Annotated in this window: 15 protein-coding genes; 14 read left to right on the top strand and 1 reads right to left on the bottom strand. The window is 70.9% G+C overall.

The window, feature by feature from the left end:
* Nucleotides 1-77 precede the first annotated feature (77 nt).
* The 8 genes from ACQXVK_RS08965 (at nucleotide 78) to prmC (ending at nucleotide 10,105) form a co-directional block, all read left to right on the top strand.
* On the top strand, nucleotides 78-833 hold the full coding sequence (locus ACQXVK_RS08965; protein ID WP_022908077.1) for an LmeA family phospholipid-binding protein: 756 nt from the start codon (nucleotides 78-80) through the stop codon (nucleotides 831-833).
* A gap of 58 nt (nucleotides 834-891) precedes the next feature.
* A complete protein-coding gene (gene lysA / locus ACQXVK_RS08960) occupies nucleotides 892-2,295 on the top strand; it encodes a diaminopimelate decarboxylase (protein WP_430853318.1) in 1,404 nt (467 codons plus the stop codon).
* Between the two features lie 45 nt (nucleotides 2,296-2,340).
* Nucleotides 2,341-3,648 carry a homoserine dehydrogenase gene (locus ACQXVK_RS08955; RefSeq protein ID WP_022908079.1) on the top strand — a complete coding sequence of 436 codons (1,308 nt, stop codon included), beginning with the start codon at nucleotides 2,341-2,343 and terminating at the stop codon, nucleotides 3,646-3,648.
* Between the two features lie 46 nt (nucleotides 3,649-3,694).
* Complete coding sequence (gene thrC / locus ACQXVK_RS08950; RefSeq protein ID WP_022908080.1) at nucleotides 3,695-4,774, top strand: threonine synthase; 1,080 nt, start codon at nucleotides 3,695-3,697, stop codon at nucleotides 4,772-4,774.
* A gap of 32 nt (nucleotides 4,775-4,806) precedes the next feature.
* Nucleotides 4,807-5,763 (top strand): homoserine kinase, encoded by a 957-nt coding sequence (gene thrB, locus ACQXVK_RS08945; RefSeq protein ID WP_430853317.1) that lies wholly within the window; start codon nucleotides 4,807-4,809, stop codon nucleotides 5,761-5,763.
* A 161-nt stretch (nucleotides 5,764-5,924) separates the two neighbouring features.
* The gene (rho, locus tag ACQXVK_RS08940) at nucleotides 5,925-8,129 is read left to right on the top strand and encodes a transcription termination factor Rho (protein ID WP_430853316.1); all 2,205 of its coding nucleotides are present in this window, start codon (nucleotides 5,925-5,927) and stop codon (nucleotides 8,127-8,129) included.
* Nucleotides 8,130-8,132: 3 nt separating this feature from the next.
* Nucleotides 8,133-9,215, top strand: coding sequence for a peptide chain release factor 1 (gene prfA, locus ACQXVK_RS08935; RefSeq protein WP_022908084.1), 1,083 nt, complete (start codon nucleotides 8,133-8,135; stop codon nucleotides 9,213-9,215).
* 14 nt (nucleotides 9,216-9,229) lie between these two features.
* On the top strand, nucleotides 9,230-10,105 hold the full coding sequence (gene prmC / locus ACQXVK_RS08930) for a peptide chain release factor N(5)-glutamine methyltransferase (protein ID WP_402263839.1): 876 nt from the start codon (nucleotides 9,230-9,232) through the stop codon (nucleotides 10,103-10,105).
* A gap of 333 nt (nucleotides 10,106-10,438) precedes the next feature.
* On the opposite strand, the gene ACQXVK_RS08925 is transcribed toward prmC, so the two are convergent.
* Nucleotides 10,439-11,089: an HAD family hydrolase gene (locus tag ACQXVK_RS08925; RefSeq protein ID WP_430853315.1), complete on the bottom strand. Its 651-nt coding sequence runs from the start codon at nucleotides 11,087-11,089 to the stop codon at nucleotides 10,439-10,441.
* Between the two features lie 37 nt (nucleotides 11,090-11,126).
* Between ACQXVK_RS08925 and ACQXVK_RS08920 the strand changes: the two genes are divergently transcribed.
* The 6 genes from ACQXVK_RS08920 (at nucleotide 11,127) to ACQXVK_RS08895 (ending at nucleotide 15,339) form a co-directional block, all read left to right on the top strand.
* Nucleotides 11,127-11,801: an L-threonylcarbamoyladenylate synthase gene (locus ACQXVK_RS08920; RefSeq protein ID WP_430853314.1), complete on the top strand. Its 675-nt coding sequence runs from the start codon at nucleotides 11,127-11,129 to the stop codon at nucleotides 11,799-11,801.
* Nucleotides 11,798-13,024 carry an MraY family glycosyltransferase gene (locus ACQXVK_RS08915; protein WP_402263324.1) on the top strand — a complete coding sequence of 409 codons (1,227 nt, stop codon included), beginning with the start codon at nucleotides 11,798-11,800 and terminating at the stop codon, nucleotides 13,022-13,024. The genes ACQXVK_RS08920 and ACQXVK_RS08915 overlap by 4 nt, the downstream gene beginning before the upstream one ends.
* Nucleotides 13,021-13,500 (top strand): hypothetical protein, encoded by a 480-nt coding sequence (locus ACQXVK_RS08910; RefSeq protein ID WP_430853313.1) that lies wholly within the window; start codon nucleotides 13,021-13,023, stop codon nucleotides 13,498-13,500. Before ACQXVK_RS08915 ends, ACQXVK_RS08910 begins: the two co-directional genes overlap by 4 nt.
* 104 nt (nucleotides 13,501-13,604) lie before the next feature.
* On the top strand, nucleotides 13,605-14,465 hold the full coding sequence (gene atpB, locus ACQXVK_RS08905; protein ID WP_022907196.1) for a F0F1 ATP synthase subunit A: 861 nt from the start codon (nucleotides 13,605-13,607) through the stop codon (nucleotides 14,463-14,465).
* A gap of 67 nt (nucleotides 14,466-14,532) precedes the next feature.
* Nucleotides 14,533-14,769 (top strand): ATP synthase F0 subunit C, encoded by a 237-nt coding sequence (gene atpE / locus ACQXVK_RS08900; protein WP_022907197.1) that lies wholly within the window; start codon nucleotides 14,533-14,535, stop codon nucleotides 14,767-14,769.
* 9 nt (nucleotides 14,770-14,778) lie between these two features.
* Complete coding sequence (locus tag ACQXVK_RS08895) at nucleotides 14,779-15,339, top strand: F0F1 ATP synthase subunit B (protein ID WP_430853312.1); 561 nt, start codon at nucleotides 14,779-14,781, stop codon at nucleotides 15,337-15,339.
* Nucleotide 15,340: the final 1 nt, after the last annotated feature.

Genomic DNA, 15,340 nt, shown 5'->3' with positions numbered 1-15,340 from the left:
GCACCGCCGCACCGCCGCGCCGGGCGCACGCCGCGCCTCCAGGCTCGCTGCCGGGGCCACCTGGCAAGGTGGGACGCATGTCCGCCGCCACCGTCACCCCCCGGAAGCGCCGTCGCTGGCCGGTCGTGCTCGTCGTCGTCGTGGTCGTGCTCGCCGCGCTGCTCGTGGTCGCCGAGTTCGTCCTCCGCGGAGTCGTCGACCGCATCATCGCGCAGCAGGTCGAGCAGTCGCTGCCGTCCGGCGCCACCGGCGAGGTCCAGGCGCACGCGACGGGCATCGTCATCCCGCAGCTGCTCGGCGGCCGGCTCGACGAAGTGGAGATCTCCTCCGAGAAGCTCACGATCGACGGCATCCCGCTCGCGGCCGACGTCACGGCGCACGACGTGCCCGTGGACGGCAAGGGTGCCGTCCGCGACGTCGACGGCAACGTCCGCCTGGCGGCGTCGTCGGTGAAGGACCTGGCGAAGTACAGCCCGCTCTTCGACCGGCTCAGCCTGGTCGACGGCGGTGTCGAGCTCTCCGGCACGACCGCGGTGCTCGGTTACGACATCACCTACGCCGCCAAGGGCGACGTCGCCGCGCAGGACGACGGCAAGGGCATCACGATCACCCCGAAGACGGTGCGCATCACGAACTCGTCGCTCGGCCTCAAGGTCGACTCGATCCCGGGGGTCACGAACGTCCCCGTCGAGGTCTGCACCGCCCGGTTCCTGCCGTCGCAGCTCCGTGTGCGGTCGCTCGACGTCACGGCGTCCGAGGCGACCGTGCGCGTCACGGCGGACTCGCTGCCGCTCAACGAGGCGGGGCTGCAGACGGTCGGTTCGTGCGGTTGAGCGCCGTCCGGCGTCACACGGCCAGGAGGCGCGGCTCGGCTCGGTAGGATCGGGTCCCGTGAGCGAGAACCCCCTTGCCCCGCAGCACCTGCGGTTCCCGACGGACCCCTCCGCGCTGACCGCGCGGATCTGGCCCGCCTCCGCGACCCGGACCGACGACGGCGAGCTCGTCGTCGGCGGCGTCACGGCGTCGGACCTCGTCGCGGAGTTCGGCACGCCGCTCTACGTGGTCGACGAGCGCGACGTGCAGTCGCGGGCCGTGCGGGTGCGGAACGCCTTCACCGAGGCGTTCGAGCGCATCGGCACCCGGGCGCACGTCTACTACGCCGGCAAGGCCTTCCTGACGACCCAGGTCGCTGCGTGGATGGTCGCTGCCGACCTGCGCGTCGACGTGTGCACCGGCGGCGAGCTCGCGGTCGCACTGGCCGGGGGAGTCGACCCGGCGCTCCTCGGATTCCACGGCAACGACAAGTCGGACGCCGAGATCGCCCGCGCGGTCGAGGTCGGCGTCGGCACCATCGTCCTCGACAGCCACGAGGAAGTGCAGCGCGTCGCCCGTGCCGCGGCCGACGCCGGGGTCGTGCAGCGCGTGCGCATCCGGATCAACAGCGGGGTGCACGCGTCGACGCACGAGTACCTGGCGACGGCGCGCGAGGACCAGAAGTTCGGCATCCCCCTGACCGAGGCCGTGACCGCCGCCGAGGCCGTCCGCGCCGAGCCGTCGCTCGCCTTCGTCGGCCTGCACTCGCACATCGGCTCGCAGATCTTCGACGAGTCCGGCTTCCGCGAGGCCGCGCGGCGCCTGATGGACGTGCACGCCACGCTCGTGGCGACCGGTCCGGTGCCGGAGCTCAACCTCGGCGGCGGCTGGGGCATCGACTACACCGAGTCCGACTCGGCGTTCGAGCCGGAGGACGTCGCCGACGCGCTCGCGACCATCGTCGCCGAGGCCTGCGCGGAGCGGGACATCCCGGTCCCCGAGATCGCGGTCGAGCCCGGCCGGTACATCGTCGGGCCCGCGGGGATCACGCTCTACCGCGTCGGCACGATCAAGCCGGTGACCCTCGCGGACGACGACCACGCGCCCGCCACCCGGACGTACGTGTCGGTCGACGGCGGCATGAGCGACAACGCCCGACCTGCGCTCTACGGCGCCGACTACACGGCCCGGCTCGCCCGGACGTCCGACGCCCCCGCGGTCCTCACCCGGGTGGTCGGGAAGCACTGCGAGTCCGGCGACATCGTCGTGAACGACGAGTACCTGCCCGGCGACGTGCACCGCGGGGACCTCCTCGCCGTGGCCGCCACCGGTGCGTACTGCTGGAGCCTGGCGAGCAACTACAACCACGTCGGACGCCCGCCGGTCGTGGCGGTGGCCGACGGCGAACCCCGTATCCTCGTGCGTGGCGAGTCGATCGACGACCTCCTCGCCCGCGACACCGGGGTGGTCCCGGGGGCCTGAGCCCCTTCGGACGACCCGACTCCCCACGAACAGGACCCGCACCAGATGATCGAATACCGCAACGTCCGCGTCGCGCTGCTCGGAGCCGGCTCGGTCGGTTCCCAGGTGGCGCGGCTGCTCCTCGAACACGGCGACGAGCTCGCCTCGCGCGCCGGGGCCGGCCTCGAGCTCGTCGGCATCGCGGTCCGCGACCTCGACGCCCCTCGTGACGTCGACCTGCCGAAGGAGCTCTTCACGACGGACGCTGCGTCGCTCATCCTCGGGGCGGACATCGTCGTCGAGCTGATCGGCGGCATCGAGCCGGCGCGGACCCTCGTGCTCCAGGCGCTGCAGTCCGGCGCCGACGTCGTCACCGGCAACAAGGCGCTCCTGGCGACCCACGGGCCGGAGCTCTTCGCGGTCGCCGAGCAGGTGGGCGCGCAGCTCTACTACGAGGCCGCCGTCGCCGGTGCGATCCCGATCATCCGGCCGCTGCACGACTCCCTCGCGGGGGACCGCATCGAGCGGATCATGGGCATCGTCAACGGCACGACGAACTTCATCCTCGACTTGATGGACCGCGAGGGCGCGACCTTCGAGGACGCCCTCGCGACGGCCACCGAGCTCGGCTACGCCGAGGCCGACCCGACCGCGGACATCGAGGGCTACGACGCCGCGCAGAAGGCCGCGATCCTCGCCTCGCTCGCGTTCCACACCTCGGTCCCGCTCGCCGCCGTGCACCGCGAGGGCATCACCTCGGTGACGATCGAGCAGGTCCGCGCGGCGCGGAAGGCCGGCTACGTCGTGAAGATCCTCGCCACGGCCGAGCGCCTCACCGACGAGCAGGGCACCGAGGGCGTCAGCGCCCGCGTCTACCCGGCGCTCGTGCCCGAGTCGCACCCGCTCGCGAGCGTCCACGGGGCGAAGAACGCCGTGTTCGTCGAAGCCGAGGCCGCCGGCGACCTCATGTTCTACGGCGCCGGTGCCGGCGGCGTCGAGACGGCCTCCGCCGTCCTCGGCGACCTGGTCTCCGCGGCGCGCCGGCACGTCATCGGCGGTCCCGGCATCGCCGAGTCGACCCAGTCGGCGCTGCCGGTGTTCCCGATCGGCACCGTCCGCACCCGCTACCAGATCACGCTGCACGTGACGGACGCACCCGGCGTGCTGTCCACCGTCGCCGGGGTGCTCGCGAAGCACGGCGTCAGCGTCGAGACCGTCGAGCAGACCGTAGCGACCGGGTCCGACGCGACCGCGACCCTCGTCATCGGCACCCACCTGGCGCGCGAGTCCGACCTCGCCGCGACCGTGGTCGCGCTCCGCAACGAGGACGTCGTCGTCGAGGTCACGAGCGTCCTCCGCGTCGTCGGCGCCTGAGCCCCGCCGACCCACGAACCCAAGAACCGACAAGAAGGGGAGCCTCATGGCCCACCAGTGGCAGGGTGTCCTGCGCGAGTACGCCGACCGTCTCGACGTCACCGGGGCGACGCCCGTCGTCACGCTCGGCGAGGGCGGGACCCCGCTCATCCCGGCGCGCCGGCTCTCCGAGCGCACGGGTGCCGAGGTCTACGTCAAGTACGAGGGCATGAACCCGACCGGGTCGTTCAAGGACCGCGGCATGACGATGGCGATCTCGAAGGCCGTCGAGCACGGTGCGAAGGCGGTCATCTGCGCCTCGACCGGCAACACGAGCGCCTCGGCCGCCGCGTACGCCACGCACGCCGGCATCACCGCCGCGGTGCTCGTCCCCGAGGGCAAGATCGCCATGGGCAAGCTCAGCCAGGCCGTCGCCCACGACGCCCAGCTGCTGCAGGTGCAGGGCAACTTCGACGACTGCCTCGACATCGCCCGCGACCTCGCCGCGAACTACCCGGTGCACCTGGTGAACTCGGTCAACAACGACCGCATCGAGGGCCAGAAGACCGCGGCGTTCGAGGTCGTCGACGTCCTCGGCGACGCCCCGGACTTCCACTTCCTGCCGGTCGGCAACGCCGGCAACTACACGGCCTACTCCCGCGGGTACCGCGAGGACGTCGCCGCCGGTCGCGCGTCGAAGCTCCCGCGCATGTTCGGCTTCCAGGCCGCGGGGTCCGCCCCGATCGTCCGCGGCGAGGTCGTCCGCCAGCCGGACACCATCGCCTCGGCGATCCGCATCGGCAACCCGGCGTCGTGGCAGTTCGCGCTCGAGGCCCGTGACGAGACCGACGGCTACTTCGGCGCGATCACCGACGAGGCCATCCTCGCCGCGCACCGCATCCTCTCGGCCGAGGTCGGCGTCTTCGTCGAGCCCGCATCGGCCATCGGCGTCGCCGGGCTCCTGGAGCGTGCCGACGCCGGGGTCGTCCCGAAGGGCGCCAAGGTCGTCATCACGGTGACCGGCCACGGCCTCAAGGACCCGCAGTGGGCCCTCCGCACACCGGACGGTGGCGAGGTCGCCCCGACGAGCGTCCCGGTCGACACCAAGTCGATCGCCGACGTGCTCGGACTGGTCGGCGCCGAGTGAGCCCCGACCGCTCGTCCGGACCGGGGGAGGGCGTGCGCGCCCAGATCGCTGTACCGGCCGGACGGGCGGTCCGCGTCCGGGTCCCGGCGACCTCGGCGAACCTCGGCCCGGGGTTCGACTCCCTCGGTCTCGCGCTCTCGCTCTACGACGAGGTCGTCGTACGGGTCCGTCCCGGTTCGGGTGCGACCGTCACGGTCGAAGGTGTCGGCGCCGGCGAGGTCGCGACCGACGACACGAACCTGGTCGTCCGTGCGCTCCGCCGCGGCCTCGAGCACGCCGGCGTGACGCAGCCCGGACTCGAGCTGCACGCCGTGAACGCGATCCCGCACGGCCGCGGGATGGGATCATCGGCAGCGGCGATCGTGGCCGGACTGATGGCCGCGCGCGGATTGCTCGACGGCGTCGTCGACCTCGACGCCTCGACCCTGCTCGCGCTCGCGACCGAGATGGAGGGGCACCCCGACAACGTCGCCCCGGCGCTCTTCGGCGGTCTGACGATCGCGTGGATGACGGCCGAGGGGCCGGCGTACAAGCGCCTGCTCGTCCACCGTGGTGTCGCGCCGGTGGTCTTCGTGCCGACCTCGACGCTCTCGACCAAGCTCGCGCGCTCCCTGCAGCCGGCGAGCGTCCCGCACGAGGACGCGGCGTTCAACGTGTCGCGCTCCGCCCTGCTGGTCGCGGCGCTCATCCAGAGCCCCGAGCTCCTGCTGGCCGCGACCGAGGACCGGTTGCACCAGGCGTACCGCGCCAGCGCCATGCCGGAGACCGACGCCCTGATCGGCCTGCTGCGGCAGCACGGACTCGCGGCGGTCGTCTCCGGAGCCGGCCCGAGCCTCCTGGTCCTCGGCAGCGATCCCGCACAGCGACTCACCGCCGCCGACCTCGTGTCACGACACGGGGAATCCGACTGGCGGGCGCTCATGCTGGCCGTCGACCTGGGTGGTGCTACAGTGGTGCCGCACTCGGCGCTCCAAGCCGAACCCGCGTAGGCAGCAGGACTTTCCTCGCCATGCAGGGTCCGGTGCGCGGGGGCAATCTCTTTCAGATCACCGAATCCCGGTCCGTCGTCTGAACGGCGGCCGATGCACACCCATGCATCCGGGACGGTGGAAACTCTCCGCGTTCTGCGGTTCGAAAGGAAACACCGACCTTGACGAACGTCAACGACTCCACCCAGGTGGAGATCCCCAGCGATCTGCGCGCCCTCCGGCTCCCGGAACTCCAGCGCATCGCCTCCTCCCTCGGCATCACGGGGCTCTCGAAGCTCCGCAAGGGCGACCTCATCGCCTCGATCGAGGACAAGCGTCCGGCGACGGACGACGCCACGACCGAGTCGGCCGCACCCGCGGTCGAGGCCCCCGTGGCCGAGCAGCCGACGCTGCCGGAGCCGACCGAGGCACCCGCTGCCGAGGCCGTCGCCGACGCACCGGCGACCACCGAGGCGCAGGCCGAGCAGCCCGCCTCCTCGCGTGCCCGCCGTTCGCGCCGTGCCTCCTCCGGCGGCACCGTGAACGCGGCGCCGACGTCGGCCGCCGAGCACACGAACGCCGGACACACCGGCACCGAGGACCTCCTCGCCGGGCTCGACCAGGTCCGCGCCGAGAAGGACGCGCAGGAAGCCGCGGAGACCGGCGGCCAGCGTCGCGGGCGCGGCCAGCGCGCGCAGCAGAACGGCCAGCAGGCCGAGCGTGCCGAGCGCACCGAGCAGCCGCGGGACCAGGCCGAGCAGCCGGCTCAGCAGGACGCCGCCGCGCAGCAGGACCAGTCCACCGACCAGGGCGACCAGAACGACCAGAACGACCAGGGCGACCAGAACGACCAGCAGGGCGAGGGCGGTTCGCGTCGCGGTCGTCGCAGCCGCGGTCGGGGTCGTGGCCGTGGCCAGAACGCCGAGAACGGCGAGCAGGGCGGCGACCAGAACGGTCGCGACGCCGCGCCGAAGAACGACAACGGCCAGAAGAACGGTCAGAGCGGTCAGAACGGCCAGCAGGGCGACCAGAAGAACGCCCAGCAGGACGACCGGAACGACGCGAACCGGCAGAACGGCCAGCAGAAGCAGCAGGGCCAGCAGAAGCAGCAGCCGGCCCAGCAGGTCGCCGACGAGACCGAGGGCGGCCGCAGCCGTCGTCAGCGTGACCGCAAGCGCGGTCGCGGCGGGCAGAACGACGAGTTCGAGCCGGAGATCACCGAGGACGACGTCCTCATCCCGATCGCGGGCATCCTCGACGTCCTCGACAACTACGCCTTCGTCCGCACCACCGGGTACCTGCCCGGGCCGAACGACGTCTACGTCTCGCTCGGCCAGGTGAAGAAGTACCACCTGCGCAAGGGCGACGCGGTCGTCGGCGCGATCAAGCAGCCGCGGGACAACGAGCAGCAGAGCCGCCAGAAGTACAACGCGCTCGTCAAGGTCGACTCGGTCAACGGGCAGACCGCCGACGAGGCCGCCGCGCGCGTCGACTTCCAGGACCTCACGCCGCTGTACCCGAACGAGCGCCTGCGTCTCGAGACCGAGCCGTCGAAGCTCAGCACCCGGATCATCGACCTCGTGTCGCCGATCGGCAAGGGCCAGCGCGGCCTGATCGTGTCCCCGCCGAAGGCCGGCAAGACCGTCGTGCTGCAGGCCATCGCGAACGCGATCGCCAAGAACAACCCCGAGGCGCACCTCATGGTCGTCCTGGTGGACGAGCGGCCCGAAGAGGTCACCGACATGCAGCGCACGGTGAAGGGCGAGGTCATCGCCTCGACCTTCGACCGTCCCGCCGAGGACCACACCACGGTCGCCGAGCTCGCCATCGAGCGTGCGAAGCGCCTCGTCGAGCTCGGGCACGACGTGGTCCTGCTCCTCGACTCGATCACCCGTCTGGGCCGCGCCTACAACCTGGCGACGCCGGCCTCCGGTCGCGTGCTCTCCGGTGGCGTCGACTCGTCGGCCCTGTACCCGCCGAAGCGCTTCTTCGGCGCCGCGCGCAACATCGAGGACGGCGGCTCGCTGACCATCCTCGCGACGGCGCTCGTCGAGACCGGGTCGAAGATGGACGAGGTGATCTTCGAGGAGTTCAAGGGCACCGGCAACATGGAGCTCCGCCTCAACCGGCACCTCGCCGACAAGCGGATCTTCCCGGCCGTGGACGTCAACGCCTCCGGCACCCGTCGCGAGGAGCAGCTGCTCTCCGCCGACGAGGTCAAGATCACGTGGCGACTGCGCCGTGCCCTCGCCGGGCTCGACCCGCAGCAGGCCCTCGAGATCGTGCTGCGGAACCTCAAGGAGACGCAGTCGAACGTCGAGTTCCTGGTCCAGGTGCAGAAGTCGGTCCCCACGACCGGTGGGCACCACAACGGCCACCAGGAGTAACGCGTGTTCGAGTCGGTGGCAGGGCTGCTGGCGGAACACGAGGACCTGACGCAGCAGCTGTCGGACCCCGCGCTCCACGCCGATGCGGCCCGCGCGAAGAAGGTGAACCGGCGGTACGCCGAGCTCAACCAGATCAAGTCCGCGTACGAGTCCTGGAAGGCGGCGGGGGACGACCTCGCCGCCGCCCAGGAGCTCGCGCGTGAGGACGAGGCGTTCGCGGACGAGGTCCCGGCGCTCGAGGAGCAGCTGACGGAGCGCCAGGAGCGTCTCCGCCGGCTGCTCATCCCGCGCGACCCCGACGACGGGCGCGACGTGATCATGGAGATCAAGGGCGGAGAGGGCGGCGAGGAGTCGGCGCTGTTCGCGGCAGACCTCCTGCGCATGTACTCGCACTACGCCGAGTCCAAGGGCTGGAAGATCGAGATGCTCGAGCGCACCGAGTCCGACCTCGGCGGCTACAAGGACGTCCAGGTCGCGATCAAGTCGAACGCGACCGACCCGTCCCAGGGTGTCTGGGCGCACCTGAAGTACGAGGGCGGCGTGCACCGCGTGCAGCGCGTGCCGGCGACCGAGTCGCAGGGGCGCATCCACACCTCGACGACCGGCGTCCTCGTCTTCCCCGAGGTCGACGAGCCCGAAGAGGTCCAGATCAACCAGAACGACCTCAAGATCGACGTGTACCGGTCCTCGGGCCCCGGCGGGCAGTCCGTCAACACGACCGACTCCGCGGTCCGCATCACCCACCTGCCCACGGGCATCACGGTGGCGATGCAGAACGAGAAGTCGCAGCTGCAGAACCGCGAGGCCGGCATGCGCGTGCTGCGCGCCCGCATCCTCGCGAAGCAGCAGGAGGAGCTCGACGCCATCGCCTCGGACGCGCGCAAGTCGCAGATCCGTGGCATGGACCGTTCGGAGCGCATCCGCACGTACAACTTCCCGGAGAACCGCATCGCGGACCACCGCACCGGGTACAAGGCGTACGACCTGGACCGCGTCATGAACGGCGCCCTCGAGCCCGTCATCCAGTCCGCCATCCAGGCGGACGAAGAAGCACGACTGGCCGCCATCGGCGACCAGGACGCGTAGCCCTGGAGGCACGGATCACCTCCGACACGCCCGTCGCGTTCGCCGCGGACCGCCTCCTGCGTGAGGCGGCCGCGGCGTTCGACGCGGCCGGCGTCCCGACCCCGCAGGTGGACGCCGAGCTGCTGCTCGCCTGGGCGACCGACACCTCGCGCGGCGCCGTGCAGGCCCGCGCGATGACCGGGGGTGCGATCGCTCCGGAGCACGTCGAGCGCTTCCGGCACGCCGTCGCCCGACGTGCCACCCGCGAGCCGCTCCAGCACATCACCGGCGAGGCGCACTTCCGCGCGCTCACGCTGGCCGTCGGACCCGGTGTGTTCGTCCCGCGGCCCGAGACCGAGGGTGTCGTGCAGTTCGGCATCGACGCACTCCGCGCGGTGGCCGTGCCGGCACCGGTCGCGGTCGACCTCGGTTCCGGCAGCGGCGCGATCGCGATCGCCATGGACACCGAGGTGCCGAACGCGGTCGTGTACGCGGTCGAACGCTCGACAGAGGCACTGCCGTGGACCCGGCGCAACGTCGCGGCCCACGGTGGGACGGTCCGCCTGGTGGAGGGCGACCTCGCCGACGCGCTGCCGGAGCTCGACGGCACGGTGTCGGTCGTCGTGTCGAACCCGCCCTACGTGCCGGACGACGCGGTGCCGATCGACCCAGAGGTCCGCGACCACGATCCCGCGATGGCGCTCTACGGCGGGCCGGACGGCCTCGACGCGGTGCGTGCCCTGGCGGACACCGCCTGGCGCCTCCTGGTGCCCGGGGGAGTGCTCGTCATCGAGCACGCCGAACCGCAGGGCGCCGGCGTGCGCGAGGTCCTGACGCGCCGTGGGTTCCGGTCCCCGGAGACGCACGTCGACCTGACCGGCCGCGACCGCACGACCACCGCGACCCGCTAACCGGGGCCGAGCCGCGCCTCCTGGCCGCCGTCGACGTGCGCTCCTGTGAGCCGTTCCGCGCGTGGTCGGTCTCTTCGCGCGTACCGGGTCGTTCCGTTCGGCCCGGTACGCGTGATTCCGCTTTCCACCGCGCGCGTGATGGCAAGGATCGCGCGGCGGTCCGGACCTGGAGGCGCAGATCACGTTCGACGGTCAGCTCACGGCCGTCAGCCAGAGCCATTCGGCGCGTGGTCGGCCTCTTCGCGCGTACCGGGTCGTTCCGTTCGGCCCGGTACGCGCGATTCCGCTTCCCACTGCGCGCGTGATGGGAAGGATCGCGCAGCGGTCGGGGACCTACGCGACGGGTGCGGCGATGTGCTGCTCCGCGACGAAGGCGAGGACGGCTTCGCGGAGGTCCGTGTGCTCCTCGACGAGCACCGCGTGGATGCCCACGCTCCGGGCGCCCTCGACGTTGATCGGCATGTCGTCCGCGAAGAACGTGCGCTCGGCGGGCACGCCGTGGTGCCCGAGGGCCCGGCGGTAGACCTCGGGCTCGGGCTTCCGCGCACCGAAGTTGCTCGTCGTGTCGAGGTGCTCGCCGAAGAGCGGCGCGAGCGACGGCGTCCAGCGGTGGATCCACCGGCCGGCCAGCGGCCCGTTGTTCGTCAGCAGCCCGACCCGTCCGTGCTCGCTCGCGACGCGCACCGCCTCGATGCGGTCGGGCAGCTCGGTCATCGCGGCGCCGCGGATCCGCGCCCACTCGGCCTCGGGGACGTCGCAGTCCATCGCCTCGGCGAAGGCGGCCAGGTACTCGTCGCCGTCGGCGTACCCGCCGGCCTCGGCGCGCTGTTCGTTGCCGCAGTCCCACCACCGCCGACGGAGCTCGTCGAAGTCGTGCCCGGTGAACTCGGCGAGGGCGGCCATCCGCACCTTCCAGTCGTACCGGACGAGGACCTCGTCCATGTCGAAGAGGAACAGGAGGCGGGGCGCAGGGGTCTCGTTCACGATGCCACCCATTGTGTCGCACTATCATCGTCGAGTCATGGCATCCCGATACGACTGCACCGACTCCGACGGGCTCCTGACCGGGATGCGGCTCGCACGTGCCGCTCTCGGACGCGGGGAGCTCGTCGTCGTCCCCACCGACACCGTCTACGGCGTGGCCGCGGACGCCTTCAGCGCGGCCGCCGTCCAGCGCCTGCTCGACGCGAAGGGCCGGACCCGGCAGTCGCCGCCGCCGGTCCTCATCCCCGGTCCGCCCACCCTCGACGCGCTCGCGAGCGACATCCCGCAGCAGGTGCGGGACCTCGTCGACGAGTTCTGGCCGGGTGGCCTCACCGTGATCCTCCGCGCCCAGCCGTCGCTCGACTGGGACCTCGGCGAGACCCGCGGCACCGTCGCGCTCCGCATGCCGGACTCCCGCATCGCCCTCGAGCTCCTGCAGGAGGTCGGGCCGCTCGCGGTGTCCTCCGCGAACTCGACGGGGGACCCGGCCGCGATGGACGCGGACCAGGCCGAGGCGATGCTCGGCGACAGCGTCGCCGTGTACCTCGACGGCGGTCCGATCACCGCGCACGAGGGCTTCGAGGCATCCACGGGCTCCACGATCGTCGACGCCACCGGGCTGTCCGACGGCGGGAAGCTCCGGATCGTGCGCCACGGTGTGATCCCCGACGACGAGATCACCAGGGTCGTCGGAGCCGACCTGGTCCGATGAAGTACTACCTGCTCGCCGGGGCCATCGCGGCCGTGGTGAGCTTCTGCGTCAGCTGGGTCGTCTGGAAGCTGGGGCTGAAGTACAAGTGGTACCCGAAGGTCCGCGAGCGTGACGTGCACCGCACGCCCACCCCGCGGCTCGGCGGCATCGCGATGTACCTCGGCGTCATCGTGGCGATGCTCGCGGCGTGGTTCCTGTTCCCGTCGATCGCCGGCACCGACTACTTCCGGCTGGTGTTCTCGGAGCCGGGGCGCGTGATCGCCGTCCTCGCGGGGGCGACCATCATCGTGGTCCTCGGCGTCGCCGACGACATCTGGGACCTCGACTGGATGACGAAGCTCGCCGGGCAGATCATCGCCGCGGGCATCCTCGCGTGGCAGGGCGTGGCGATCGTGTCGCTGCCGATCGGCAACACGCTCGGCGTCGGCTCGTCGTACATGAGCCTGATCTTCACGGTGCTCGCGGTCGTGCTCGTGATGAACGCCGTGAACTTCATCGACGGACTCGACGGGTTGGTCGCGGGCGTGGCGATCATCGCCGGTGGCGTGTTCTTCCTCTACACGTTCTTCATCAACCGCGTGGTCGTGCAGACCGAGTTCTTCTTCAACCTGCCCTCGCTGCTGACCGCGGTGCTCGTCGGCGCCTGCTTCGGCTTCCTGATCCTGAACTGGCACCCCGCGAAGCTCTTCATGGGGGACGCCGGTGCCCTCCTCGTGGGCTTCCTGATGGCCACGAGCGCGGTCTCCGTCACCGGGAACATCGACCCGGCCGCGGTGCAGACGCGCCAGGCGCTGCTGCCGGCGTTCATCCCGATCCTGCTGCCGTTCGCGATCCTCATCGTGCCGATCCTCGACTTCGGGCTCGCCGTCACGCGCCGGCTCAGCGCCGGGAAGTCACCGTTCTCGGCCGACCGGAAGCACCTGCACCACCGCCTGCTCGACATGGGGCACTCGCACTTCCACGCCGTGCTCATCTTCTACGCGTGGACGGCCACCGTGGCGGTCGGCTGCCTGCTGTTCCTCTTCGTGGACTGGTACTGGGTGGTCGTCTTCGTCGCCGTCGGCTTCGCCGTCTGCGCGGTGGCCACGTTCGCCCCGCTCGGCCGCAAGCGCGCCGAGTTCGCCGCTCAGGTCGCCACCCGGTCCACCGCCGTGGTGGACGCCAGCCTCGACCCGCTCGACCGGGCCGCCAACGACCGATCGATCCCAGGAGACAACTCGTGACCGCACCGAACGCGCTCGACCACGTCCGGCCGGTGTTCCGCCGCATCATCACCTGGGGCGCGCTGCTGGCCGTCGGGCTCGCCGTCGTCGGGGGAGTCGTGGGCCTGCTCGTGGCCGGCGGCCCGGGGCTCGCCGGCGGGCTGCTCGGCGCCGTGCTCAGCGTGGTGTTCCTCGGCCTCACCGCCGTGAGCGTGCTCGTGGCGCTGCGCGTCTCGAAGGGACAGATGATCTCCGGGGCCTTCTTCGGCATCGTGATGGGCACGTGGCTGCTCAAGTTCGTCGTCTTCATCGTCGTGCTCGTGCTGCTGCGGGACCGCGACTGGGTGGACTTCCCGGTGCTCGCGGTCGCGATCATCGTCGGGGTCGTCGGCTCGCTCTTGATCGACGTCGTCGCGGTCGCCAAGGCCCGCATCCCGATCGGGGTCTCGCTCCCCGGAGACTCCGCGTCTCCTGAGAAGCGCGACCCCCGCAACTGAGAGCCCGGGAAGCCTCCAGCACCTGATAGGCTTCTCGGAGTCCGCGTCCGGAGCACAGCTCGGAGCGGACGAGCCTCCACAACGTCCACCATCGCGTGCCATGCGTGCGCGCGCCGACACAGGAGACAGCGCTGCTATCCCACGCTCTTCCCCTGTCCCTCACCGCTGCGGGTAACACCGTCGCGGCGGGGAGCAGCAAGGCCGCCGAGTTCCATGGTCCGTCGATCAACGAGTTCTTCCCGGAAGCGATCTTCTTCGCCGGGACGCCCTTCGAGATCGACCGACTCGTCATCATCCGGTTCATCGCCGTCGCGGTCCTGCTGCTGATCGGCATCATCGGGACCCGTTCGCTCAAGCTCGTCCCCGGCCGCGGCCAGGCGCTCATCGAGTACGCGTTCGACGTCGTCCGCCGGAACACCTTCGACAACCTGGGTGAGAAGGACGGCAAGCGGTTCCTCCCGCTGCTGGCGACGATCTTCTTCTCCGTGCTGTTCCTGAACCTCACGGGTCTCATCCCGGGGTTCAACCTCCAGGGCACCAGCCGCATCGCGTACCCGATGATCCTCGCGATCGTCGCCTACGTGGCCTTCATCTACGCGGGTCTGCGCAAGCACCCGGGCACCTTCCTCCGGAACTCGCTGTTCCCGCCGGGGGTCCCGTGGTACCTGTACATCATCGTGACGCCGATCGAGCTCGTCTCGACCTTCGTGCTCCGACCGGTGACGCTGACCCTGCGACTCCTGATGAACATGGTCGTCGGCCACCTGCTGCTCGTCCTGTTCTTCGCTGCCACGCAGTTCTTCTTCGTCGACGCCTCGCTCGGTTTCAAGGCCTTCGGAGTCGGGACGCTCGCGTTCGGCATCGCGTTCAGTTTCTTCGAGATCCTGGTCGCGCTGCTGCAGGCGTACGTCTTCATGCTGCTGACCGCTGTGTACATCCAGCTCGCGCTGGCTGACGAGCACTGACCAACGACCTGCACTGACCCCCAATACGGCACGGCATCCGTCGGGCCGCATCCTGAAAGGAAAACACGTGGACGCAACGACCGTTCTCGCGGCAATCTCCGGCAACATCGCGACCGTGGGCTACGGCCTCGCGGCGATCGGCCCGGCCATCGGCGTGGGCATCGTCGTCGGCAAGACGATCGAGTCCGTCGCTCGCCAGCCGGAGCTCCAGGGCCGTCTGACGACCCTCATGTACATCGGTATCGCCTTCACCGAGGCCCTCGCCTTCATCGGTATCGCGACGTACTTCATCTTCACCAACTAAGGCCTCTCGATGCAGAACGCACTGATCCTCGCGGCGGAGGAGACGCACAACCCGCTGATCCCTCCGCTGTACGACATCCTGTGGTCGGCGGTCGCGTTCGTCGTCATCTTGCTGGTCTTCTGGCGGGTCATCATCCCGCGGATCACGAAGATGCTCGACGAGCGCACCGAGGCCATCGAAGGTGGCATCAAGAAGGCGGAGGCTGCTCAGGAGCAGGCCGCTGCCGCGCTCGACGAGTACAACAAGCAGCTCGCCGAGGCTCGCGCCGAGGCGTCCCGCATCCGTGAGCAGGCTCGTTCCGACGCGAACGCGATCGGAAGCGAGCTCCGTGAGCAGGCGCAGGCCGATGCAGCACGCATCACCGCCAACGCGCAGGCGCAGATCGAGGCCGAGCGCCAGAGCGCGCTCCAGTCGCTCCGTGCCGAGGTCGGCACGCTCGCGCTCGACCTCGCCTCCGGCGTGATCGGTGAGTCCCTCAAGGACGACGCGAAGTCGACCGCGGTCGTGGATCGCTTCCTCGCCGACCTCGAGGCCTCGCAGGGTTCGTCGGCATCGGCCGGGGAGCGCTGAG

The sequence above is a fragment of the Curtobacterium sp. AB451 genome, assembly GCF_050585845.1.
GTDB lineage: Bacteria > Actinomycetota > Actinomycetes > Actinomycetales > Microbacteriaceae > Curtobacterium.
Note: the sequence above shows the minus strand (reverse complement) of the source record. Positions and strands in the feature narration are given on the sequence as shown.